General features: G+C 73.6%; 20 protein-coding genes. 5 read left to right on the top strand and 15 right to left on the bottom strand.

Annotation, left to right across the window (positions count from 1 at the left end; translation table 11 throughout):
* Positions 1-3: 3 nt before the first annotated feature.
* Positions 4-588 carry a GTP-binding protein gene (locus tag ACFHWE_RS09535; RefSeq protein ID WP_416600357.1) on the top strand — a complete coding sequence of 195 codons (585 nt, stop codon included), beginning with the start codon at positions 4-6 and terminating at the stop codon, positions 586-588.
* Between the two features lie 61 nt (positions 589-649).
* On the opposite strand, the gene ACFHWE_RS09530 is transcribed toward ACFHWE_RS09535, so the two are convergent.
* The 9 genes from ACFHWE_RS09530 to ACFHWE_RS09490 form a co-directional block, all read right to left on the bottom strand.
* A complete protein-coding gene (locus ACFHWE_RS09530; RefSeq protein ID WP_416600355.1) occupies positions 650-1,423 on the bottom strand; it encodes a sulfite exporter TauE/SafE family protein in 774 nt (257 codons plus the stop codon).
* Between the two features lie 97 nt (positions 1,424-1,520).
* Positions 1,521-2,480, bottom strand: coding sequence for a VOC family protein (locus tag ACFHWE_RS09525; RefSeq protein ID WP_416600354.1), 960 nt, complete (start codon positions 2,478-2,480; stop codon positions 1,521-1,523).
* Between the two features lie 59 nt (positions 2,481-2,539).
* Positions 2,540-3,745 carry an MFS transporter gene (locus ACFHWE_RS09520; protein WP_416600353.1) on the bottom strand — a complete coding sequence of 402 codons (1,206 nt, stop codon included), beginning with the start codon at positions 3,743-3,745 and terminating at the stop codon, positions 2,540-2,542.
* Positions 3,746-3,844: 99 nt separating this feature from the next.
* Complete coding sequence (locus ACFHWE_RS09515; RefSeq protein WP_416600352.1) at positions 3,845-5,302, bottom strand: aldehyde dehydrogenase family protein; 1,458 nt, start codon at positions 5,300-5,302, stop codon at positions 3,845-3,847.
* Between the two features lie 20 nt (positions 5,303-5,322).
* Positions 5,323-6,114, bottom strand: coding sequence for an ABC transporter ATP-binding protein (locus ACFHWE_RS09510; protein ID WP_416600350.1), 792 nt, complete (start codon positions 6,112-6,114; stop codon positions 5,323-5,325).
* Positions 6,115-6,142: 28 nt separating this feature from the next.
* Positions 6,143-7,003 carry an ABC transporter permease gene (locus ACFHWE_RS09505; protein ID WP_416600349.1) on the bottom strand — a complete coding sequence of 287 codons (861 nt, stop codon included), beginning with the start codon at positions 7,001-7,003 and terminating at the stop codon, positions 6,143-6,145.
* On the bottom strand, positions 7,000-7,854 hold the full coding sequence (locus ACFHWE_RS09500; protein WP_416600347.1) for an ABC transporter permease: 855 nt from the start codon (positions 7,852-7,854) through the stop codon (positions 7,000-7,002). The genes ACFHWE_RS09505 and ACFHWE_RS09500 overlap by 4 nt, the downstream gene beginning before the upstream one ends.
* A 65-nt stretch (positions 7,855-7,919) precedes the next feature.
* Positions 7,920-8,894: an ABC transporter substrate-binding protein gene (locus ACFHWE_RS09495; protein WP_416600346.1), complete on the bottom strand. Its 975-nt coding sequence runs from the start codon at positions 8,892-8,894 to the stop codon at positions 7,920-7,922.
* 68 nt (positions 8,895-8,962) lie between these two features.
* Positions 8,963-9,925, bottom strand: a complete 963-nt coding sequence (locus ACFHWE_RS09490; protein WP_416600345.1) for an ABC transporter substrate-binding protein — start codon at positions 9,923-9,925, stop codon at positions 8,963-8,965.
* Positions 9,926-10,579: 654 nt separating this feature from the next.
* On the opposite strand from ACFHWE_RS09490, the gene ACFHWE_RS09485 reads away from it, so the two are divergent.
* Positions 10,580-11,509: a sucrase ferredoxin gene (locus tag ACFHWE_RS09485; RefSeq protein ID WP_416600344.1), complete on the top strand. Its 930-nt coding sequence runs from the start codon at positions 10,580-10,582 to the stop codon at positions 11,507-11,509.
* Between the two features lie 18 nt (positions 11,510-11,527).
* On the opposite strand, the gene ACFHWE_RS09480 is transcribed toward ACFHWE_RS09485, so the two are convergent.
* The 3 genes from ACFHWE_RS09480 to ACFHWE_RS09470 form a co-directional block, all read right to left on the bottom strand.
* Positions 11,528-12,337 (bottom strand): MerR family transcriptional regulator, encoded by an 810-nt coding sequence (locus ACFHWE_RS09480; RefSeq protein ID WP_416600343.1) that lies wholly within the window; start codon positions 12,335-12,337, stop codon positions 11,528-11,530.
* Positions 12,334-12,825 carry a GyrI-like domain-containing protein gene (locus ACFHWE_RS09475; protein WP_416600342.1) on the bottom strand — a complete coding sequence of 164 codons (492 nt, stop codon included), beginning with the start codon at positions 12,823-12,825 and terminating at the stop codon, positions 12,334-12,336. The genes ACFHWE_RS09480 and ACFHWE_RS09475 overlap by 4 nt, the downstream gene beginning before the upstream one ends.
* Positions 12,826-12,923: 98 nt before the next feature.
* Positions 12,924-14,750: a serine/threonine protein kinase gene (locus ACFHWE_RS09470; protein ID WP_416600341.1), complete on the bottom strand. Its 1,827-nt coding sequence runs from the start codon at positions 14,748-14,750 to the stop codon at positions 12,924-12,926.
* A gap of 218 nt (positions 14,751-14,968) precedes the next feature.
* Between ACFHWE_RS09470 and ACFHWE_RS09465 the strand changes: the two genes are divergently transcribed.
* Entirely contained in the window at positions 14,969-16,096 is a 1,128-nt protein-coding gene (locus ACFHWE_RS09465) for an endo-1,4-beta-xylanase (protein WP_416600340.1), read from the top strand.
* Between the two features lie 64 nt (positions 16,097-16,160).
* On the opposite strand, the gene ACFHWE_RS09460 is transcribed toward ACFHWE_RS09465, so the two are convergent.
* Positions 16,161-16,964 (bottom strand): SDR family NAD(P)-dependent oxidoreductase, encoded by an 804-nt coding sequence (locus ACFHWE_RS09460; protein WP_416600339.1) that lies wholly within the window; start codon positions 16,962-16,964, stop codon positions 16,161-16,163.
* 93 nt (positions 16,965-17,057) lie between these two features.
* Here ACFHWE_RS09460 and ACFHWE_RS09455 point away from each other — a divergent pair, with 93 nt between their 5' ends.
* Positions 17,058-17,675 (top strand): TetR family transcriptional regulator, encoded by a 618-nt coding sequence (locus ACFHWE_RS09455; RefSeq protein ID WP_416600337.1) that lies wholly within the window; start codon positions 17,058-17,060, stop codon positions 17,673-17,675.
* Positions 17,676-17,749: 74 nt separating this feature from the next.
* Positions 17,750-18,685 (top strand): aminoglycoside phosphotransferase family protein, encoded by a 936-nt coding sequence (locus ACFHWE_RS09450; protein ID WP_416600336.1) that lies wholly within the window; start codon positions 17,750-17,752, stop codon positions 18,683-18,685.
* On the opposite strand, the gene ACFHWE_RS09445 is transcribed toward ACFHWE_RS09450, so the two are convergent.
* Positions 18,669-19,349, bottom strand: coding sequence for a pentapeptide repeat-containing protein (locus tag ACFHWE_RS09445; RefSeq protein ID WP_416600335.1), 681 nt, complete (start codon positions 19,347-19,349; stop codon positions 18,669-18,671). The two genes, ACFHWE_RS09450 and ACFHWE_RS09445, sit on opposite strands and share 17 nt — an antisense overlap.
* A 36-nt stretch (positions 19,350-19,385) precedes the next feature.
* Positions 19,386-20,933, bottom strand: a complete 1,548-nt coding sequence (locus ACFHWE_RS09440; protein ID WP_416600333.1) for a PucR family transcriptional regulator — start codon at positions 20,931-20,933, stop codon at positions 19,386-19,388.
* Positions 20,934-21,160: the final 227 nt, after the last annotated feature.

Genomic DNA, 21,160 nt, shown 5'->3' with positions numbered 1-21,160 from the left:
TGGATGGAGCAGGTGCTCTCAGAGGAGCCGGGTCCGGTTCCCGACGCTTTGAAGATCGTGGTGGCGGGCGGTTTCGGAGCGGGCAAGACGACGCTGGTGTCGGCGCTGAGCGAGGTGGAGTCGCTGCACACCGAGGAGGTGATGACCTCCGAGAGCGAGGGCCTGGACGATCTGGAGGGGGTGGAGCAGAAGGTCACCACGACGGTGGCCCTGGACTTCGGCCGGATCACGCTGGACGAGTCGACGGTGGTGTACCTGTTCGGGACGCCGGGGCAGCGGCGGTTCTCCTTCATGTGGGAGGAGTTGACCGAGGGGGCGCTGGGTGCGGTGGTGCTGGCGGACACGCGGCGCCTGACGGACTCCTTCGACGCGATCGACTTCTTCGAGGAGCGGCGGGTGCCGTTCGTGGTGGCGGTGAACTGCTTCGACGGCCAGCGCACGCACCATGCCAAGGACGTGCGGGTGGCGTTGGACGTGGAGGATTCGGTGCCGCTGCTGTTGTGTGACGCGCGCAGCCGGGACTCGGCCAAGGAGGTCGTGGTGGAGTTGGTCGAGTTGGTGCTGCGGTTGGAGCTGTCGGGGGCGTAGGGGGCTTCCGGTCGGCCGTGCCGGGGGGTCGGGCGCGGTCGGCCGTGCCGGGGGACGCGGGTCACGCGGGGCCCAGGACGTCCCATCCCATGCGCACGAGGAGGGCGAGGACGACCACGAGCAGGACGGCTCGGACGAATCCGGCGCCGCGGTCCAGGGCCATGCGGGCGCCGACCTGGGCGCCGGTGACGGTGCAGGCGCCCAGGGCCAGTCCCAGGAGCCAGTCGATGTGGCCGCCGGCGGCGAAGACGGTGAGGGCGCCGAGGTTGGTGCAGGCGTTGACGATCTTGGCCGAGGCGGAGGCGGAGACGAAGTCCATGCCCAGGACGGCGGTGAGGGCGATGATGAGGAAGACGCCGGTGCCGGGGCCGATGAGGCCGTCGTAGAAGCTGATGGCGGCTCCGGCCAGGGTGATGGCGGCCAGGACGCGGGCCGGGGTGCGCAGGTGGGGGTGGGGCGTGGTGCCCATGCGGGGGCGCAGGGTCACCAGGAGGGCGACTCCGGCGAGGACGACCATGATGGCGGGGGTGAGGACGTCGGCGGTCAGGGCGGTGGCCAGGGCGGCGCCCAGGGCGGAGCCGAGCAGGGCCAGGAGTGCGGTGGGCACGACGATGGCGCGGTCGATCTTGACCTTGCGGGCGTAGGCGAGGGCGGCGGAGGCGGTGCCGAAGACCGAGCCGAGTTTGTTGGTGCCCAGGAGGGTGGCCAGCGGTGTGGCGGGGTTGGTGATGAGCAGGGCGGGGAGCAGGAGGAGCCCTCCCCCGCCGACGACGGCGTCGACCCATCCGGCGGCGAAGGCCACGAGGAGGAGCAGTCCGAGGATGTCGAGGTCCACGGTCAGCCCTGACCGGGCCGCAAAGAGGGGATGATGGGGTGTCGGTGCATGGTGTTCGAGTGTAGATGAGGCGGTGTGCGGCTTTTACGGGGGTCGCTCAGCGCGGTTCGTCGGCCAGGTCGAGCGGGGGCAGGTGCCGGAGGATCTCCTCGCGGCGGGGGCGCATCCACGGCGGCAGGCGCAGGGCCCGGCCCAGTTCCAGGAGCGGCTCGTCCACGTCGAAGCCGGGGCCGTCGGTGGCGATCTCCAGCAGTGCGCCGCCGGGCTCGTCGAAGTAGATCGAGGTGAAGTAGGAGCGGTCGCGGATCTCGGTGACGTCCACGCCGTCGGCCTCCAGGGTGCGGCGCCAGGCGTCCTGGACGGGGGTGTCGGGGGCGCGGTAGGCGACGTGGTGGACGGTGCCGACGGCGACGGTGCCCTTCTCCGCCCAGGGGTCGGCCAGGATGTCGACGATGGTTCCGGTACCGGCGGTGGCGGGTCCGGTGCGCAGGCGCAGGCGGTCGGCGGTCTCGCTCTCCAGGCGGAAGCCGAGGCGGTCGCCGAGCATGGCGGCGGTGGCCTCGGCGTCGTTCTCGGTCAGGGTGACGGAGCGGATGCCGCGGACGGCGTGCTGGGCGGGGACCGCTCCCCCGTCCCAGGGGTCGGTGTCGTGGTGGTCGGGGCTGGCGGCGAGTTCGATGGCCAGGCCGTCGGGGTCGTGCAGGGACAGGACGTCCTCCCCGCCGCGTTCGGCGGGGCGGGTGGCGGCCACGCCCAGGGAGGCGAGGTGCTCGGCCCACCATCCCAGGGAGCCCTCGGGGACGGAGAGGGTCGTGGTGGTGGCCTGTCCGGCGCCGCGGCGGCCGCGGGGGGCTCCGGGCCAGGAGAAGAAGGTGAGGACGGTGCCGGGGTTGCCGGCGCGGTCGCCGTAGTACAGGTGGTAGGTGTCGGTCCGGTCGAAGTTGACGGTGCGCTTGACCAGGCGCAGTCCCAGGACGGTGCGGTAGAAGTCGGCGTTGGCGCGGGGGTCGTCGGCGATGGCGGTCACGTGGTGGAGGCCCGAGGGGCGCACGTCCATGGTTCCTGCTCTCCGTCCCGGCCGGAAGGACTCATACTAGAAAGTATCTTCATAGTAAACTATTCGGGCGGGTGGCGCAGGCGCAGTCCGGCCAGGGCCGCGAGCGCGCACAGGGCCGTGGAGTAGCCGACCGTCCCGGCCCAGCCCGCATGGTCGTAGACCAGCCCGCCCGCCCAGCCGAACAGTCCGGCCCCCAGGTAGTAGGCCAGGGTGTACAGCGCCATGGCCTGGGCCCGGGCGGCTCCGGCGCGGCGGCCCACCCACGCCGAGGCGGTGGAGTGGGCGGCGAAGAACCCGAAGGTCATCACCAGCAGGGCGGCCAGGAGCAGCGCCAGCGAGCCGGTGGCCAGGGCCGCGGCCCCGGCGGCCATGATCGCGGTGGAGGCGGCCAGGACGGCCCAGGGGCCCCAGCGGGCGGTGGCGGGTCCGGCGGCGGCCGAGCTGACCATGCCGGCGGTGTAGGCCAGGAACAGCAGGGACGCGGCGGCCTGGGAGAGCCCGAAGGGCTCTTGGAGGAGCCGGAAGCCCAGGAGGTTGTACAGGGCCATGAAGGCGCCCATGAGCAGCAGGGCCTGGGTGTAGAGGGCGGGGAGTCCGCGGGTGGTCAGGGCTGCGCGCAGCCGTCCGCCCCGGCCGGACGCGGTGGGCGCGGCCTGAGCGGGCTCGGCGGTGCGGGGCAGGACCAGGACGAAGACGGCCAGGCACGCCAGGCCCAGGGCGGTGTCGGCGGCGATCCCCCACCGCCATCCGCCCAGTTCGGTGGCGAACCCGGCCAGGAGGCGGCCGACCATGCCGCCCAGCGGGTTGGCCGCGATGTAGGCGCCGGTGGCGCGGGGTGCGTCCGCGGGGTGGACCTGCTCGGTGAGGTAGGAGACGGCGGCGGCTGGTACGCCGCCCAGGGCGGCGCCCTGGAGGGTGCGCAGGGCCAGGAGCGCCGGCAGGTCGGTGGCCACGGCGGCGGCGCAGCCCAGGAGTGCGGCGGCCAGCAGTCCGGCGGCGATGACCGGGGAACGGCCGAAGCGGTCGGCGGCCCCGCTCCACACCAGGGAGAACCCGGCCAGGCCGCCGGTGGCCAGGGAGGCGGCCAGGGACGCCTGGGAGGCGGTGGCGGCGAAGTCCTCGGCGATGGCGGGCAGGATGGGCTGGACCGACCACAGTTGGGCGAAGGTGGCCACGGCGGCGGCGGAGAGGGCGATGACGGTGCGCCGGTAGGCAGGGGTACCCGCGCGCGGTCGGGTGTCGTGTGCGCTGCCGGTCGTGGTCATGGCCCCACGCTAGAGCGGGGTGTCCGCAGGTGTGGCGGGCGGGGTGCGGCCCGGGGACGGGTGGTGCGGGGCGCGGACGGTGCGCCCCGCGGGGATCCCCTAGAAGGGGTAGCGGGCGGGGTCGGCCTGCATGGTGACCCACTGGGTCTCGGTGAAGGCCTCCAGGTTGGCGCGGGTGCCGCCGAAGCGGGAGCCGGTGCCGGAGTCGCCGACGCCGCCGAAGGGGGCCACGGCCTCGTCGTCGACGGTCTGGTCGTTGATGTGGACGATGCCGCTGGGGATGCGGTCGGCGATCTCCATGCCGCGCATCGGGTTGCGGGTGAGCACGCCCAGAGAGAGGCCGTACTCGGTGGAGTTGGCCAGTTCGACCAGTTCGTCGATCGAGGAGAAGCGCACGATCGGGGCAACGGGGCCGAACACCTCCTGGGCGTAGGCGGGGGTGCGGGCGTCCACGCCGTCCAGGACGGTGGGCCGGTAGTACAGGTCCTGGTAGGTGCCTCCGGCGCGCAGGCGGGCTCCGGCGTCGACGCTGGAGGTGACCAGGGCGTGGATCTTGTCGCGCTGGCCGGTGTCGATGACCGGGCCCAGGGCGGTGCCCTCCTGGGTGGGGTCGCCCACCGTCAGGGCGTCGGCCTTGGCGGCCAGGCGTTCGGCGTAGGCGTCGGCGACGGCGTCGTGGACCAGGTGGCGGCCGGTGGTCATGCAGATCTGGCCCTGGTGCAGGAAGGAGCCCCAGGCGCCGATGGAGGCGGCGGCGTCGACGTCGGCGTCGTCCAGGACCACGAGCGGCGAGTTGCCGCCCAGTTCCAGGTGGGCGCGCTTGAGGTGGCGTCCGGCGGCCTCGCCGACCTTGCGGCCGGCCTCGGTGGAGCCGGTGAAGGAGATGACGCGTACGTGCGGGTCGGCGACCAGGGCCTGGCCGGCGTCGGCGCCGCCGGGCAGGACCTGGAGGACGCCCTCGGGCACTCCGGCCTGCCGGAAGGCCTCGGCCAGGACGGCGCCGCCGCCCACGGCGGTGCGCGGGTCGGGCTTGAGCAGGACGGCGTTGCCCACGGCCAGGGCCGGGGCGACCGAGCGGATACCGAGGATGAGGGGGACGTTGAAGGGGGCGATGACGCCGACGACGCCCGCGGGGACCTGGCGGGAGAAGCTCAGGCGCGGTTTGGCGGTGCGCAGGATCTCGCCGTGGGGCTGGGAGGCCAGTGCGGCGGCCTCGAAGCACTCGGCGGCGGCGACGTGGACCTGGAATCCGGCCATGCCCGCGGCGGCGCCGCCCTCGCGGCCCAGCCAGCCCTGGATCTCCTCGGCGTGGGCTTCCAGGAGGCCGCCGACGCGGCGCAGGACGGCGGCGCGCTCCTCGAAGGAGGCGGCGGCCCACTCGCGCTGGGCGCGGGCGGCGCGGGTTGCGGCGTGGTGGACGTCGTCGGCGTTGGCGATGCCGGTGCGTCCGAGGACCTCTCCGGTGGCGGGTGAGACCACGGGGGCGTCGCCGCCCTGGGCCCGGGTCCAGGCCCCGGTGAAGATGGCCGAGGTGAACCGGTCGGCGAGCAGTGTCACGGTGGGTGTCTCCTTCTGGTCTAGTGGTGGGCGGCGGCCGGGGCGGCGCTGTTCTTGGCCTGCTGGATCTGGGCGTAGACGCGGGCGCGCAGTTCGGTGAAGCGCTCGTCCTGGCGGGTGGTGAGCTGGTCGCGTTCGGCGGGCAGGTCGACGGTGATGTCGTCCTGGACCACGGTGGGCGAGGAGGACAGGACGAGGACGCGTTCGCCGAGGTAGACGGCCTCGTCGATGTCGTGGGTGACGAACAGGACCGTAACGCCCAGGCGCTGCCAGATGTTCCGGATGAGGTCTTCGAGGTCGGCGCGGGTCTGGGCGTCGACGGCGGCGAAGGGCTCGTCCATGAGCAGGACCTTGGGCTCGTAGGCGACGGCGCGGGCGATGGCCACGCGCTGCTGCATGCCGCCGGAGAGCTGCCAGGGGTAGGAGTCGGCGAACTTGGTGAGGCCGACCGCTTCCAGGGACTGGGCGACGAGTTCCCCGCGGCGCTCCTTGGGGAGCTTCTTCTCCTTGAGCGGCAGTTCGACGTTGTCGCGCACGCTCATCCAGGCGAAGAGGCTGCGGCCGTACTCCTGGAAGACGACGGCCATGTCGGGCGGTGGTGCGGTGACGCTGTCCCCGGCGAGTTCGACGGTGCCGCTGGTGGGCGGCATGAGTCCGGCGATGCACTTGAGCAGGGTGGTCTTGCCGCAGCCGGAGGGGCCGACGAGGCAGACGAGTTCGCCTTCGGCGAGTTCGAAGGTGAGGTCGCGGACGGCCTCGACGGCGTTGGCTCCCCCGTTGTAGATCTTCTGCAGTCCGGTGACCTTGAGCATGGTGGTCGTGTTCTCCTTGGTGGTTGGCTTACTCGCCGCGGTTGGCGGCGCGCAGGCCGCGGTACCAGCGAAGGACGCGTCCCTCGACGAGTTCGAAGACGGCGGTCAGGGCGAAGCCGATGAGTCCGAGCAGGACCATGCCGGCCCACATCTCGGGGATGGCGAAGGTGCGCTGGAACTGGACGATGGCGAAGCCCAGGCCGCTGGAGCTGGCGAACATCTCGCTGATGACCATGAGGATGATGGCCAGGGCCAGGGCCAGGCGCAGGCCGGCCATGATCTGGGGGCTGGCCGAGCGCAGGACGAGCACGCGCAGGCGGGTGGTGGTGCGCAGTCCGTAGCAGCGGGCGGTGTCGGCCAGGACGGGGTCGACGGCGCGCACGCCCTCGACGGTGTTGAGCAGGACGGGCCACACGCAGCCGGAGACGATGACCAGGATCTTCATGGAGTCGTCGATGCCCACGAGGAGGATCATCAGCGGGATCAGGACGGGCGGCGGGATGGCGCGCAGGAACTCCAGGACGGGTTCGAGGGTGGCGCGCACGCCCTTGGACATGCCCAGGACGACGCCCAGGCAGACGCCGACGACGGCGGCGATGGTGAAGCCGGTCAGTAGGCGGATGAGGCTGGGGATGACGTCGACGAGCAGGCGTTCGGAGAACCAGAGTTCGGCGAAGGCGCCGGCGATGAGGTCGGGTGTGGGTGTGTAGTAGCTGCCGGAGGTGGCGGTGGAGTAGGCGTAGAGGCCGATGAGGACCGCGGGCAGCAGCAGGATGTGGGCGGTGCGCAGCAGGATCCGGGCCGCGAGCGGGGTGGTGCGCCGGGGCTTGGGCGGGTGTGCCGGTGCCTGGGCGCTGGGGCGCTCGGTGGTGTGGGTGGGCTGGCTCATGCGGTGGCCTCCCCGCGGACGGACGTGTGCCAGCGCAGGACGCGCCGTTCCAGGACGCGCACGCCCATGTTGATGAGCACGCCCAGGATGCCGGTGGCGACGATGAGGGCGTAGACGTAGGCGACGGCGTTGCTGGACTGGGCGATGGCGATCTCCTGGCCGATGCCGGGAGTGCCGATGATGAGCTGGGCGGTGATGGACAGGATGAGGGCGACGGCCGCGGCCAGGCGCAGGCCGGTCATGAGGTAGGGCAGGGTCGTGGGCCACACGACGTACCTGATGCGGGCCAGGCGGCCCAGCCCGTAGGAGCGGGCGGTCTGTTCGGCGACGGGGTCGACGTCGGCGACGCCGTAGAGCACCTGGATGTAGATGAGCCAGAAGCAGGCGTAGACGACCAGGAGCAGCGTGGACCGGATGTCGGTGCCGTAGAGCAGTACGGCCAGCGGGATCAGGGCCACCGACGGGATGGGACGCAGGAAGTCGACCGTGGAGGTGGTGAAGGCGCGCACGCGGGGCAGGGCGCCCAGGGTGAAGCCGAGGACCACGGAGGCGGCGAAGGCGATGGCCAGGCCCAGGGCCCACCCGTGGAGGGTGTCGCCGACGGCGGCCCAGAAGCCGGGTGTGGTGGCGCGCTGGGCGAGGACGCCCAGGACCTCGGTGGCGGGCGGCAGGTAGCGGTCGGAGACCAGCCCCAGGCGCGGTACGGCCTCCCACAGCAGGAGGAAGGCGGCGATACCCGCGGCTCCGAGGAGGGCGCGGCCCAGGCCGGGGCGGGACGGGCCGCGGGTGCGGCCGCGCGGGGCGGGCGCGCCGGGCGGGGGCCCCGCGTCGGTGGTGTCTGTCTTGGTCATCTGCTTCAGCGTGTCCAGATCGGGTGGGGCGCGGGCGCGGGGCGCCCGCGCCGCGGTGGCGGGTGCTAGCGGATCAGGGTGTCCAGGTCGGGCTGGGAGTCGACGATGCCGTCCTGGACCATGAGGTCGGCGACGGTCTGGAGGGCGTCGCGGTCGATCTCGGTGGGGAAGAGCGGCCAGCGCAGGTCGGGGATGATCTCGGGGTTGATCTCGGTGTAGGTGGTGAGGATGTCCTCGGTCTGGTCGGGGTTGTCGGTGGCGTACTGCAGGGACTCGTTCATCGCCTCGGTGAAGGCGTCGACGGTGTCGGGGTCGGAGGCGATGAGGTCGTCGCTGGTGAAGTAGGTGGCGATGGAGAGTTCGGGGTGGAGTTCGGCGAAGTTGGAGGCGACGGGGGTGGCGCCCTGGGCGAGGGCGACGGTGAGGAAGGGTTCGACGACCCAGGCGGCGTCGACCTGGCCGTTGCTCAGGGCCGCGGGCATGTCGGGGAAGGCGAGTTCGATGAACTCGATGTCGGCGGGGTCGCCGCCGGCCACGCGCACGGAGTTGCGCACGGAGGTGTCGCCGATGTTGCGGAGGTTGTCGATGGCGACGGTGGCGCCCTCCAGGTCGGCGGCGCTCTCGATGTCGCTGCCCTCGGGGACGACGATGGCGCTGTAGTCGGTGTCGGCCTCGCCGGTGGTGGTCATGCCGTTGGCGACCATGGTCAGGGGCAGGCCCTGCTCGCGGGCGATCATGAGGGAGACGACGTTGCCGAAGGCGAAGTCGAGTTCTCCGCTGACCACGCGGGGGACGGTGGTGGCGCCGCCGCCTCCGGTCTCGATGGTCAGGTCGATGCCGTGGTCTTCGAAGATGCCCTGTTCGACGCCGAGGTAGATGGGGGCGACGGCGGTGATGGGCAGGACTCCGACGTTGACCGGGGTGAGTCCGTCGACGCCGGCGTCGGTGTCGTCACTGCCGGTCTCGGCGGAGCCGCAGGCGGTGGCGGCCAGGGCCAGGGCGGCGGTGGCGGCGATCACCGAGAGGGACTTCGGGGTCATGGTGGGTCTCTCCTGTGGGTGGATGGGGAGGGGGTGGCCCGCCCGGGTGCGGGCGGGCCGGGCCGGTTCTACTGGTAGAGGCCGTCCAGGTCGGCCTCGGCGTCGATGAGTCCGTCCTCGAACATGAGGTCGGCCAGCGCCTGGAGGGAGTCGCGGTCGATCTCCGCGGGGAAGCGGGGCAGGACGAGCTCGTCGACGACGCTCTGGTCGATCTCGGTGTAGGTGGTGAGGACCTCGCGGACCGCGTCGGGGTGGTCCTGGGCGTAGGTCAGGGACTCCTGCAGGGCGGCGGTGAGGGAGTCGAAGAGCTCGGGGTCCTCGGCCAGGCGCTGCTCGGAGGTGAAGTAGGCGGCCACGCTCAGGTCGGGGTCGGTGTCGACGAAGTTGGAGGCGATCTGCTCTCCTCCGGCCTGGCGGATGACGGTGCCGAAGGGCTCCACGGCCCAGACGGCGTCGACCTGGCCGGTCTCCAGGGCTGCGGGCATGTCGGGGAAGGGCAGTTCGATGAAGTCGATGTCGGCGGGGTCGCCGCCGGCCACGCGCACGGAGTTGCGCACGGTGGTGTCGCCGATGTTGCTGAGGGTGTTGATGGCGACGGTGGCGCCCTCCAGGTCGGCGGCGCTCTCGATGTCGCTGCCCTCGGCGACGAACACGCCGCCGAAGTCGGCGCCCTGCTCGCCGGTGCTGGTGGCGCCGTTGGTGAGGGTGGTCAGGGGCAGGCCCTGCTCGCGGGCGACGATGAGGGAGACCGCGTTGGAGAAGCCCAGGTCGAACTCGCCGCTGACCACGCCGGGGACGATGGCGGCACCGCCTGCGCTGGTCTCCAGGGCCAGGTCGATGCCGTGCTCTTCGAAGATGCCCTCCTGGACGCCGAGGTAGACGGGGGCGACGTCGACGATGGGGATGACTCCGGCGGTGAGCTGGGTGAGCTCGTCGCTCCCCTCGGAGGAAGAGGGCTCCTGGCTTCCTCCGCAGGCGGTGGTGGCCAGCAGGGCGGTGCCCGCGGCCAGGGCGAGCAGGCGGTGACGCATGGGCGCTCCAGGGAGGTGGTTCTGAGGTGGGAGGGTGCCGCCGAATCATGGTGTGCGATTCGCGAACACATGTTCATTTAGCGAACATCCGTGAATCTAGGTGATGCAGTTCACCGGGTCAAGTGCGCGGCCGTGCACGTGTCCGTGGTGTTGCGGATGCGTTATGGCCCCCTCCCCTTCACCAGGGAGACGGCGGCCGCAGCGGCCCGAGGCCCCGGAGCGAACCCCCGACGTGCCGATCCGCCGCGGCCGGAGGGGACGGGCGGCCATGAACGATGACCGAGATCACACGCGCCCGGCAGCCCTGGCCACCGGCGCGGGCCGGAGCGCGGGGATCGGGGCGGCGGCCGTCGCCCGCCTGGCCGCGGCGGGACTGGATCCGGTCTTCTCCCACTGGCCCCCTGCGACGCCGCGCATGCCCTGGGGTGCCGAGGAGGGCATCCCGCCGACCTGGCGGGGTTCCTGCGCTCGCCCCGCGGCGGCTGGACCAACGGCTGGCTGCCACCCGGCGACGGCGGCGCCTCCGCCTGAGCGGGGCCCGGTCGGGGCACACCGAAACAGGGGGCGATAGGTTAGGCTAACCTCTACTGAAGTGGTCATGTCCGGCAACCTCCGCGCTCCGTGTCCCTGTCGCGACCCGAATTGGAAACCCCCGTGCGCCTACCCACCGCCCCCGACGGCCGCCGCGGCTGCGCGGCCCTGGCCCGCTACACCGGTGAGCAGATGGCCGGAACGGCCGGACTCAGCCGGGGATGGCTGCTGGTCGAGCACCCCGGCCCCTGGCGCTACCCGGCGTTCTTCAGTCCGGGGCTGGACGGGGAGGTGGTTTCGGCCCTGGCCGAACGCATCGCCGGACACGACGTCAAACCGCAGCTCATCAAGCGCCCCGGACGGGGGAACACGGGTCGGGGCCCGCGGCGCGCCTACTACGTCCACGCCAGCCGCACCTCCCCCTGGGTGCGCATGGTGGAGTTCGAGGACCTGGCCGAACTGCTGGACTACGACGTCACCGCTGTGGAGCGCCCGGAGCCGCCCGCCTTCGGCACCCGCGTCGACCACACCCTGTACCTGGTGTGCACCCACGCCAAGAAGGATCCGTGCTGCGCGGTCCTGGGCCGGCCCGTGGCCGCCGCGCTGGAGGGAGGAGCCGCCGAGGTGTGGGAGACCACCCACGTGGGCGGCGACCGGTTCGCGGCCAACCTGGTGGCCCTCCCCCACGGCGCCTACTTCGGCCGCCTGGACCCCGACTCGGCCGTGCGCACGGTGGCGGCCCTCGAACGCGGCGAAGTGCTTCCCGACCACTTCCGCGGCCGGTGCACCGACTCCCCCGCCGGCCAGGCGGCGGAGGCGGCGCTGCGCTCGCGGCTGGGGACCGTGGCCGTGGACGCGCTCACCCACCTGGACGAGCGGGAGGAGGACGGGGGCGTGCGGGTGACGCTGGGCCACGGCGGCGGCCTGTACACGGTCTCGGTGGCCCGCACCGAAGGTCCCGAGTGCGCGACCACGTGCACGAACGTTTCCCGGCCGGTGCACCACCGCGTCACGGAGATCGCCGAGGTGCGCGACGGCGCGGCCCTGCGGTAAGCCCGGCCGCCCGGCGGGTCAGTCCAGGTCTCGGACGTAGCGCTGCGCGACCTGGCACCGGAAGGGGTCGCCGTCGAGGTAGACCTCGCGCGGCGACCCGGACGGGCGGCGCCCGTCGCGCGCGGCGGCGCCGCGGACCGCGTCGAAGGAGCGCAGAATGGTGGGGAACTGCACCTCGCCGTAGGGCACGTCGACGAACAGCTCCGATCCGGCGGGCTCGACCCCGTCGGCGTGCGACGCGTCGGTGACGGGCACACGCACCTCGACCGGCCCGTCCGACTCCCAGCCCACCTCGCCGTGGTAGACGACGACCAGGGGCCGCGACCTGTCCATGGCCGCACCAGCGCGCTGGGCGAGCCCGGCCGCGGCGCGCTCGATGTGCGAGGGCAGGTCCGCCACGGTCGTGCGCACGGTCCGCGAGACGAAGGGCTGCGCCGCCACGTCGCGGCCCGACACCCTCGGCGGGTCCCCCTCGGGGGGCGGGCGGCCCTCGGAGAGGCCGCCCGCCAGGCCGTCGAGCAGCGCGACCGCGCGCTGGTGCGCGCGGACCACGTCGGCCCGGTAGGCGTCCAGGAGTGCGCGCCGCTCGTCGCCGTCGGCGTCCAGGACCGCGCCGATGCGCTCCAGCGGCATGCCCACGCGACGCAGCAGCGCGATCGTGCGGGCGCGCTCGGCCTGGGAGCGACGGTAGTAGCGGTAGCCGGTGTAGGTGTCGACGGTGTCGGGCACGAGCAGGCCGCGCCGCTCGTACAGGCGCAGCGCCTTCGGTGAGAGCCACGTGAGGCGGCTGAACTCACCGATCGGCAGCGGGGCGTCGGGGGCGCTCATCGCAGCAGGTAGGCGACCTCGACCTCCCACTTGGCGCGGTCGGGTTCGGTCTGCGGATCGGTGAGGAACTGCTCGGTGCGCGCCTGCCAGTGGATGCCGTCGGCCCGCTCCTCGACCGCCGGTTCCAGGCCCTGCACGCCCGCCCACTCCCACATGTCGCTGTGGGTCCGCGCCAGCGCGTCCGGGCCGCCGGACGGGCGCGCGACCAGGTAGCGCCCGGCCGGGATCGCGCCGGTGTCGAACCCGTCGCCGATCTCCATGCGCTCGGCCACGGGGACGCAGACGGTGATGTCCATCGGGTCCTGGGCGGTGCGCAGGCGGTGGTAGCGGTAGATCGGCCCGCCCCGCGGCACTCCGCCCGCCTGGGCCAGGGCCGCGTAGATCCGCGGCACCCAGGCGTTCACGCGGTCCCAGTGCGCGAGTTCGGCCGTCATCGGGACGCCGACCCAGGGGCGCTCGGCCCGCCGCTCGACGGTGAATTCCGCCATGGTCTCCTCCTTCGGTCGCCACCCGCCTCCCGGGTGGTCTTCCCCCAGCGGACACCTTCCCCCAGGGGGAAGGTCAAGGCGGGCCGCCGCCCACCGTCTCAGGACCAGAAGCCGAAGGTGGCGAGCAGGCCGTTGGTGGCCGCGATCGCGCCGAGGGCGAGCACCGAGCCGGTGACGAAGGAGGTGCGCAGCGAGCGGACCAGGAACTCGCCGGAGACCAGGTTGTTGAACAGGAAGTAGCCGAGCATGGTGGCATGCCAGAAGGAGTCCCAGCTCAGCGCCTCGAAGTCGTAGGGCTCGCCCGTCCACAGGCCGGTGTGGGCGGTCAGCCACGACCACCCCAGCGCGGCGCCGTAGCCGAGGGGGATCTGCACCAGCGGCAGGACCATCAGCGGGAGCAGTTTGACGAACCCCCACACTCCGGGCTGGTGGGCCATCCTGGCCTCGCTCTGGGCGCGCTGGGCGGCCTGCTGCTCGGCGCGCATGCGCTCGCGGTGGACGCGCTCGGCCTCCTGCTGGCGCCGGTCCTCCTGGCGGCGGCGCTGCTGCTCCTCCTGGCGCAGGCGCTGCTCCTCCTGGCGTCTGAGCTGTTCCTCGTGCTGGCGGCGCTGGTCCTCCTCGCGCTGCTGGGCCATGCGGCGCTCGGCCAGGGCGCGTTCCTCGGCCTCCTGGTAGCCGCGGGGGGCGGCGGTGCGCGGACCGCCGTACAGGTCGGCGTAGGGGTCCTCCTGGCGGGCGGGCACCCCGGGGGGTTCCGGAGCGTGCGGGTGGGCGGTGGAGGGTCCGTAGCGGGCGGTGGGCGGGCTCTGCGCCCCTGTCCCGGGGAAGGCCGGGCCGCCCGTGGCGGGGCCGGGGACGGGGCCCTGGCCGTGGGCGGCGGCGGGCGGGGGTTCGGTGGGCATGCGCCGGGTGTGGGGGTACCCGCCGGGGTCGGCGGCGCCGTCGCCGAGTGCGACGCGGGTGGCCCCGTCGCCGAACGCGCGCGTGCCGGGCGTGGGCGCGGCGTTTCCGAGCACCTCGGTGCGCTGGTCGGCGATCTCGGGGGCCTCCCCGGCGGAGGCGGCCAGGGCCTGGTCGACACGGGTGACCTGGGCCCGCACGCCCGCCATCACCGCGGGCGGCAGCCACGAGGTGCCGCCGTGGACGTCGCCGAGGTAGTCGAGGATCTCGCCCGGGCCGGGACGGCCGGAGGGCTTCTTGGACAGGCAGGCGGCGACCAGGTGGCGCAGCGGCTCCGGGACGGCGTTCAGGTCCGGTTCCTGGCTGATGACGCGCATGACCATGGTGGGCATGGCGCCCTCGCCGAAGGGGCCGGTGCCGGTCGCGGCGAAGGCCAGGACGGCGCCGTAGGCGAACAGGTCGCTGGCGGGGGTGAGGTCCTCGCCCTGGACCTGTTCGGGGCTCATGAAGCCGGGGGTGCCGATGACCGACTGGGTGGCTGCGGTGCCGTCGGTGGCGCGGGCGATGCCGAAGTCGATGACGCGGGGGCCGTCCTCGGCCAGCAGGACGTTGCCGGGTTTGAGGTCGCGGTGGATGAGGCCCACGCGGTGGATCTCGGCGAGCGCCTCGGCCAGTCCGGCGGCGAGGACGCGGACGCTGGCCTCAGGGAGGGGGCCGTGGTTCCGGACGGCCTCGTCCAGGGGGAGGGAGGGGACGTAGGAGGTGACCAGCCAGGGCACCTCGTCGTCGGGTCCGGCGTCGATGACGGGGGCGGTGAAGGCGCCGCTGACCTGGCGCGCGGCGGTGACCTCGCGGGCGAAGCGGGCCCGGAAGGAGGGGTCGGCGGCCATGTGGGGGTGGATGCGCTTGACGGCCACGGCGCGGCCGGCGGCCGAGCGGCCGAGGTAGACCTGGCCCATCCCGCCGGCGCCCAGGCGGTTGATCAGCCGGTAGCGGCCGACCCGCTGCGGATCGCTGCTGTCCAAGGCGCCCAATGTCCTCATACCTCCGATGGCGTCGGTCCTCGCCCCAGCGATCGTAGTGCACCGCCGCACGCGGGGTCCGGGGCGGCGGAGACGACCGGGAGGACCCGCGGGTTCCCGTTCGGCCGCCTCCGGCCATTGCCGCAGTTCGCGTGCGCGGTCGGGGCCCGGGGGCCTAGGGTCGTCTACGTCAGGCGGGCTCGCGTCGGAGGGGGACGGGAATGAGTCACAGGGCCCTGCGGAGACGGTCCCCGGCGTCGGCGGGCGCCGTGGTCCTCATCGTGGTGTGCGGGGCGGTGGCACTGGTGGTGACGGCGGCGCTGGTCCTGGCGATGCCCGTCCAGGAGCACACCGAGGGCGACCTGCCCGAACTGGCCTCCGCGCGGGGCGTGGACCTGGGGGTGGCCGTGGCCGTGGCCCCGCTGCGGGAGGACGCCGCCTACCGGGACGTGGTGACCGGCAACTACACGTCGGTGAGCGCGGAGAACACCATGAAGTGGGACTCGGTGCAGCCCCGGCGCGGCGCCTTCGACTGGAGCGGCCCGGACACGGTGGTGGACTTCGCCGAGAGCAACGGGCTCAGGATGCGGGGGCACACGCTGCTGTGGCACAACCAGCAGCCCCAGTGGCTGTCGGAGGGCGCCTACGGGGCCGACGAGCTGCGCGAGATCGTGCGTGCGCACACCGACGCCCTGGTGGGCCGGTACGAGGGGCGCATCGGCGCCTGGGACGTGATCAACGAGCCGATGGCCGATCAGGGCGGCGCGATCCGGGACAACCTGTGGTATCGGGTCCTGGGCGAGAACTACATCGCCGAGGCGCTGTGGATGGCGCACGAGGCCGACCCGCGGGCGCGCCTGTACGTCAACGAGTTCGGCATCGAGGGCGGCGGCGCGAAGGCGGACGCCTTCTACACGCTGATCGCGGACCTGGTGGAGCGGGGGGTGCCGCTGCACGGGATCGGCTTCCAGAGCCACTTCATCGTCGGGCAGGTGCCCGAGGACCTGGCGGAGAACATGCGGCGCTACACCGACCTGGGTCTGGAGGTGACCGTCACCGAGTTGGACGTGCGCATCCCCGAGCCGGTGACGGACGCCCGGTTGCATGAGCAGGCCCACGACTACCGGCGCGTGGTGGAGGCCTGCCTGGAGGTGGAGGGCTGCCAGGGGGTGACGGTGTGGGGCGTCGACGACGGCCACTCGTGGATCCCCGACTGGTTCCCCGGGTACACGGCCGCCACCCCCTTCGACGCCGGCTACGACGCCAAGCCCGCGCGGGCCGCGATGGTGGAGGCCCTGGCCCGGCGCGCGCGCCAGGGCGGTGCGGGGCGCGGAGCGGCCCAGGGGTGATCCCGCGCCCCGGCGTGCGCGGTGCGGTCGGGGGCGGGGCCGTTCCCTGGTATGCGGGGGACCGTCAACGGCCCTTCTCGGGGGACATCATCGATCCCAGGACCATGGTGGCGTGCCTGCGGCTGAGCAGGGTCGTGGTGCTGCTGGCGATCCGGTTGAGCCGGCCGACGATCACGCTGGGCGGCGGATTGCGGCGGTCGAGGGTCTTCAACGCGGTCCTGACGACCGTTTCGGGGGTCGTCCTGCTCATCCCGCCGTCGGCTCCCTCCCCGGCGACCTCGAAGAACTCGGTCTGGGTGGCTCCGGGGGACAGGGCGAGCACGCGCAGGCCGGTGCCGCGCGACTCGTACCAGAGCGCCTCGGTGAAGGTGAGGACGAACGCCTTGGCGGCTCCGTAGACGGCCAGCGCGGGGGCGGCCTGGTAGGCGGCCATGCTGGCGAGGTTGACCAGGAATCCGTCGCCGCGCTCGCGCAGGCGTCCGATGAAGGTGCGGCTGAGGTCGACGACCCCGGTGATGTCCAGGGCGATCTCGGCGGCCAGGCGGTCGGGATCCTCCTCGTGGAAGGGGCCGTAGGTGGCGAAGCCCGCGTTGTTGACGAGGCTGGTGACCTCGATGCCCCGGTCGGCCAGTTCCCGGTCCAGGTCGGCCCCGGCTCGGGGCACGGCCAGGTCCATGGCGGTGGCGGTGGCGGTGACGCCGTGCCGTTCGGAGAGCTGCCCGGCGAGCTTCTCCAGCCGGTCGCGGCGGCGGGCGACGAGCACCACGTCGGAGCCGCGTGCGGCCAGGCGGCGCGCGAACTCGGCGCCGATACCTGAGCTGGCGCCCGTGATGAGGACGGTCTGTCGGCGGTAGTCGATCGGTTGCATGTTCTTCCCTCTCACTCGACCGTGTGACACATTACGCCCACCTGACACTCAATGCCAGTTAGGCACTTGGAGGCATATGGTTACGATCGAGTGGTGACACCAGCAGAGAAGAGCGCCGAGCGCCTGTGGACCCGTTCCCGCCGCGCGGCCTACGCCGAGATCACCGACGTGGCGATGGGCCTGTTCCTGAGCGAGGGCTTCGACGCGACCACGATCGACGACATCGCGCGGGCCTCCGGCATCTCCCGGCGGTCCTTCTTCCGCTACTTCGGCACCAAGGAGGACATCGTGGTCGATGAACTCGTGCAGGAGGGCGAGAAGGCCGCGCGGGCACTGGAGGCGCGCCCCGACTCCGAGCCGCCGTGGGCGGCCCTGCGCGCCGTCGTGCTGGACATCGCCGGGGCCGTCCAGGGCGACGAGCGCATGCTGGCCGTCTCCACGATGATGTACGAGACCCCCTCGCTGCGGTCCCGGTGCATCGAGAAGCACCTGCGCTGGCAGGAGCAACTGGCCCCCGAACTGCGCCGCCGGCTCTCCCGCGGGCACGCCGAAGCCCTGGAGCTGGACGTGCGCGCCCGTTCCCTGGCCGCGTGCGCCGTCGCCTGCTGGGACAGCGCCGGAGAGGCCTGGACCCGCGCCGAGGGCGGCGTCCCCCTCGCGGAGCTGCTGGAGGCTGCCTTCGACGCGGTGGGCGCGGCGGACGGCGCCTGACCCCGGCGAGTGGGAGGAGCCGGTCGCGGCGGACCCCGAGAGCCGGACTCCGCTCCGCCGAAGGAGGCCGCCGTATGCCCGAACCCGGAATCGGACCGTCCGTCACCGTCCCGGACGCGCTGGCCGAGAGCGCCACCGGGTTCTTCGGCCCCGAGTGGGTGGCCGCCCTGCCGGGGCTGGTGGCGCGCCGGTGCGAGGAGTGGGGGCTGCGGGTCACGGGCGCCCCCATGCACGGGCAGGTGGCGCTGGCCGTACCGGTGCGGCGCGCCGACGGGTCGGCGGCGGTGCTCAAGGTGCAGCCGGTGGACGAGGAGACCGCGGGCGAACCGGCGGCGCTGCGCGCCTGGGACGGCGGGGGCGCGGTACGTCTGCTGGAGCACGACCCCCGCAGCGGCGCGATGCTGCTGGAGGCCCTGGACCCGGGAAGGTCCCTGGCGGATGCGGACGTGTCGGAGGCACTGTCGGTGATCGGCGCCCTGCTGGCCCGGTTGAACGCGGTCCCGGCACCCGCCGGGATGCGCGGGTTGGGTCCGCTGGCCCTGGAGGGCGCGGAGCGGGCGAAGGCCCTGGCCGCCTCACGAACGGGTCGGGACCGCCGCCTGTTGGAGGCCCTGGCCGCCCGCGCACGGGAGGTGGCCGCAGAGCCGGGCGGCCGGCTGCTGCACTGGGACCTGCACTACGGCAACGTGCTGGCCCCGCTGCCGGGTGCGGCGGGTCGGGGCCGGTGGCTGGCGATCGACCCCAAGCCGCTGGCGGGCGACCCCGGTTTCGAACTGCTGCCCGCGCTGCGCAACCGCTGGGCCGAGGCGGTGGCCACCGGCGACGCGGGGCGTGAGACGCGCCGCCGGTTCGACCTGCTGACCGAGGCTGCGGCTCTGGACCGCGACCGGGCGCGGGCCTGGACGCTGGTGAGGGTGATGCAGATGTGCGTGTGGGAGCTGGAGAGCGGCGCCGACCGCCTGCCGGAGGTGCCGGTGGCGGTCGCCTCGGCGCTCAGCCGACGACTCTGATGCCCAGGGCGGCCAGGACCGTCCCGGCCTGCTCCGGGGTGATGGCGGCCCCGCGCAGGTGCAGGGCCTCCTCCAGGGTGGGTTCGCCCAGGTCCGCACCGCGCAGGTCGGCGCCGTCGAGCCTGGCGGAGACCAGGGTGGCGCCGCGCAGCCGCGACTCGGTCCACACCGTCCCGCGCAGGTCGGCGCCGGTCAGGTCGGCCTCGTCGACGCGCAGGCCGTGCAGGGCCTGCCCGCGCAGGTCGATGCGCTCGCAGCGGGCGAGCATGAGGTTGCAGCTCTCGAAGGCGTAGCCGATCCCGCGCAGGCCGGTCAGGGCGGCGCCGGTCATACGGCAGCCGGTGAAGGCGGTGTCGGTGAGCAGGGCCCCCTTCCAGCGGGTGTTGGCCAGGTCGAGGCGCTCGAAGCGGGTCTCGCAGCAGGACGCGCCCGCGAAGGAGGCGTCGGCGGCGCTGCCTCCGGAGAAGCGGACCCCGTCCAGGACGGCGCCGTCGAGCCGGGCACCGTCCAGGCGGCAGTCGGTGAAGACCGACTCGTACAGGTCCGCCTCACGCAGGTCGGCCCCGGTGAGGTCGCAGCGCACGAAGGTGTGCGGTCCGGCGGGCAGGGCGGCGCCGCGCAGGTCGGCGTCGGCGGTCTCGTTGCCGGTATGGTCGTCGCTCATGGCGCGCACCCTAGCGACCGGGGGCGACGGTCGGGCTCAGTCGCGCAGCCTGAGGGCGAGGAACAGGTCGACGCGGTCCTCCAGACTGCTCAGGTCGCGGCCGGTGAGCTCCTCCACGCGGCCGATCCGGTAGCGCAGGGTGTTGACGTGGACGTGCATGGCGGCGGCGCAGCGCTGCCAGGACCCCGAGTGGGCCAGGAACCGCTCCAGGGTGGCGACCAGGTCGGAGCGGTGGTCGCGGTCGTAGGCGAGCAGGGGGCCCAGGAGCCGGTCGCGGTAAGAGGTCCGCACCTCCTCGGGGACGGAGGCGAGCAGGAGTTCGTGGGAGTCGGTCTCCGACGCGGCGATGACCCTGGAGCGACCGCCGCGCAGCTCGGCCAGGCGGCGGGCGTGCCGCGCCTCGGTGAGGGCACCGCGCAGGTCGGACACGCCCCGCACCGGTGAGCCGACCCCGAGGGCCAGGCGTTGGTCGGCCAGGCCGCCCTCCAGGATGCGGGCGCGGTGGACGAGCGCGTCGCGGACACCGTCCCCAGCGGTGTCGCCCTCGGGGACGGGGACCAGGGCCAGGGGGTCGTCGCCGCCGGCGACGACCGCTCCGGGGTGGTCGGCGACCAGTTCGGCGAGTACCCGCCCCAGGAGTGCGGCATCGCGGGGGGCGGGCAGCAGGAGGGCCTTGACTGCGGCGTGGCGGTGCTCGCGGAAACGGCCGCCCAGGGCGGAGCCGTCGAGCAGGGCGGCGGCCTCGTCCGGACGGCGGGCGTCCAGGAGCCGCTCCAGCCCCTCCAGGTGGCGGGCGGTGCTCTCGGTGCGCTCCTCGGCGCGGCTGCGCGCCAGGGCGGTGAGGGAGAGCAGTTCGGCAAGGGTCTCCCCGTCCTCCTCCGCGGGGGCGACGCGCACCAGCAGCCAGGAGGCCAGGGGGTGGTGGTCCCTGGTGCGGACGGGGTGGACGGTGACGGCGGGGCCCTCCTCGGACAGGCGGGTGGTGTGGAACGCACCGGGCCGGGTCAGGGCCCGGGCCACGAGTCGCTCGGCGGCGGGCGGGGGCAGCGGCGCCCCGGTGGCGGCGACGTGGCGGCCGGTACAGGAGAGCACCCAGGCGGTGGTCGAGGCCTGGCGGGCGGCGTCGGCGAACACCTCGGGGAAGTCGGCTCCGGCGGCCACGTCGGCCACGGCACGGCGCAGCCCCTCGCGGGAGCGCGACAGAGCCGCCATCCGCTCCTGGAGCAGGACGCTCTGGGCCTCCTCGGTGACCGAGCCGAAGGAGGTCTCGGTGGGGACCTCCACGAGGGGGAGGCCGTGGACGCGGCAGGCGGCGACCAGGTCCTCGGGGACCTCGCCCAGGGCGGTGCCCGCGCCGAGCGCGACGGCCCCGGCTCCGGCGACGGAGGCGACGAAGGCGGCGGAGTCCTCGGGGCGGGTGCGCCACATCATGCCGGTGAGGACGAACTCGCCGCCGCGCAGGTAGCGGGCGGGTTCGAGCAGGTCGGTGGTGTAGACCCACCGCACGGTGCGGTGGGCGTGCTCGGCTCCGGTCAGGAACCGCAGGCGCAGACGCTCGACGGCGATCAGCTCGCTGATCCGCATGGGCGTTCCCCCTGTGGCTGGTGGGTCGGTGGCCGCCGTCCGGGTGGCGGCGAGCGGGCATGCTTGGAGGAACCTCCAACGATAGCGGTGCGCGGCGCGTCGACTTCGGCGCATCCGGTGCTGGCCTCACGGGCCCGGCGGGTGCTGTACTGCAAGGGCGAGCACTGCAACCACGGCAGACGTCGTCGCTTCCGACGCGCGCACCGACCGCGGCGACCGGCGAGATG

It is taken from the genome of Nocardiopsis sp. LOL_012 (assembly GCF_048060475.1).
In the GTDB taxonomy this organism is placed as follows: domain Bacteria; phylum Actinomycetota; class Actinomycetes; order Streptosporangiales; family Streptosporangiaceae; genus Nocardiopsis.
Note: the sequence above shows the minus strand (reverse complement) of the source record. Positions and strands in the feature narration are given on the sequence as shown.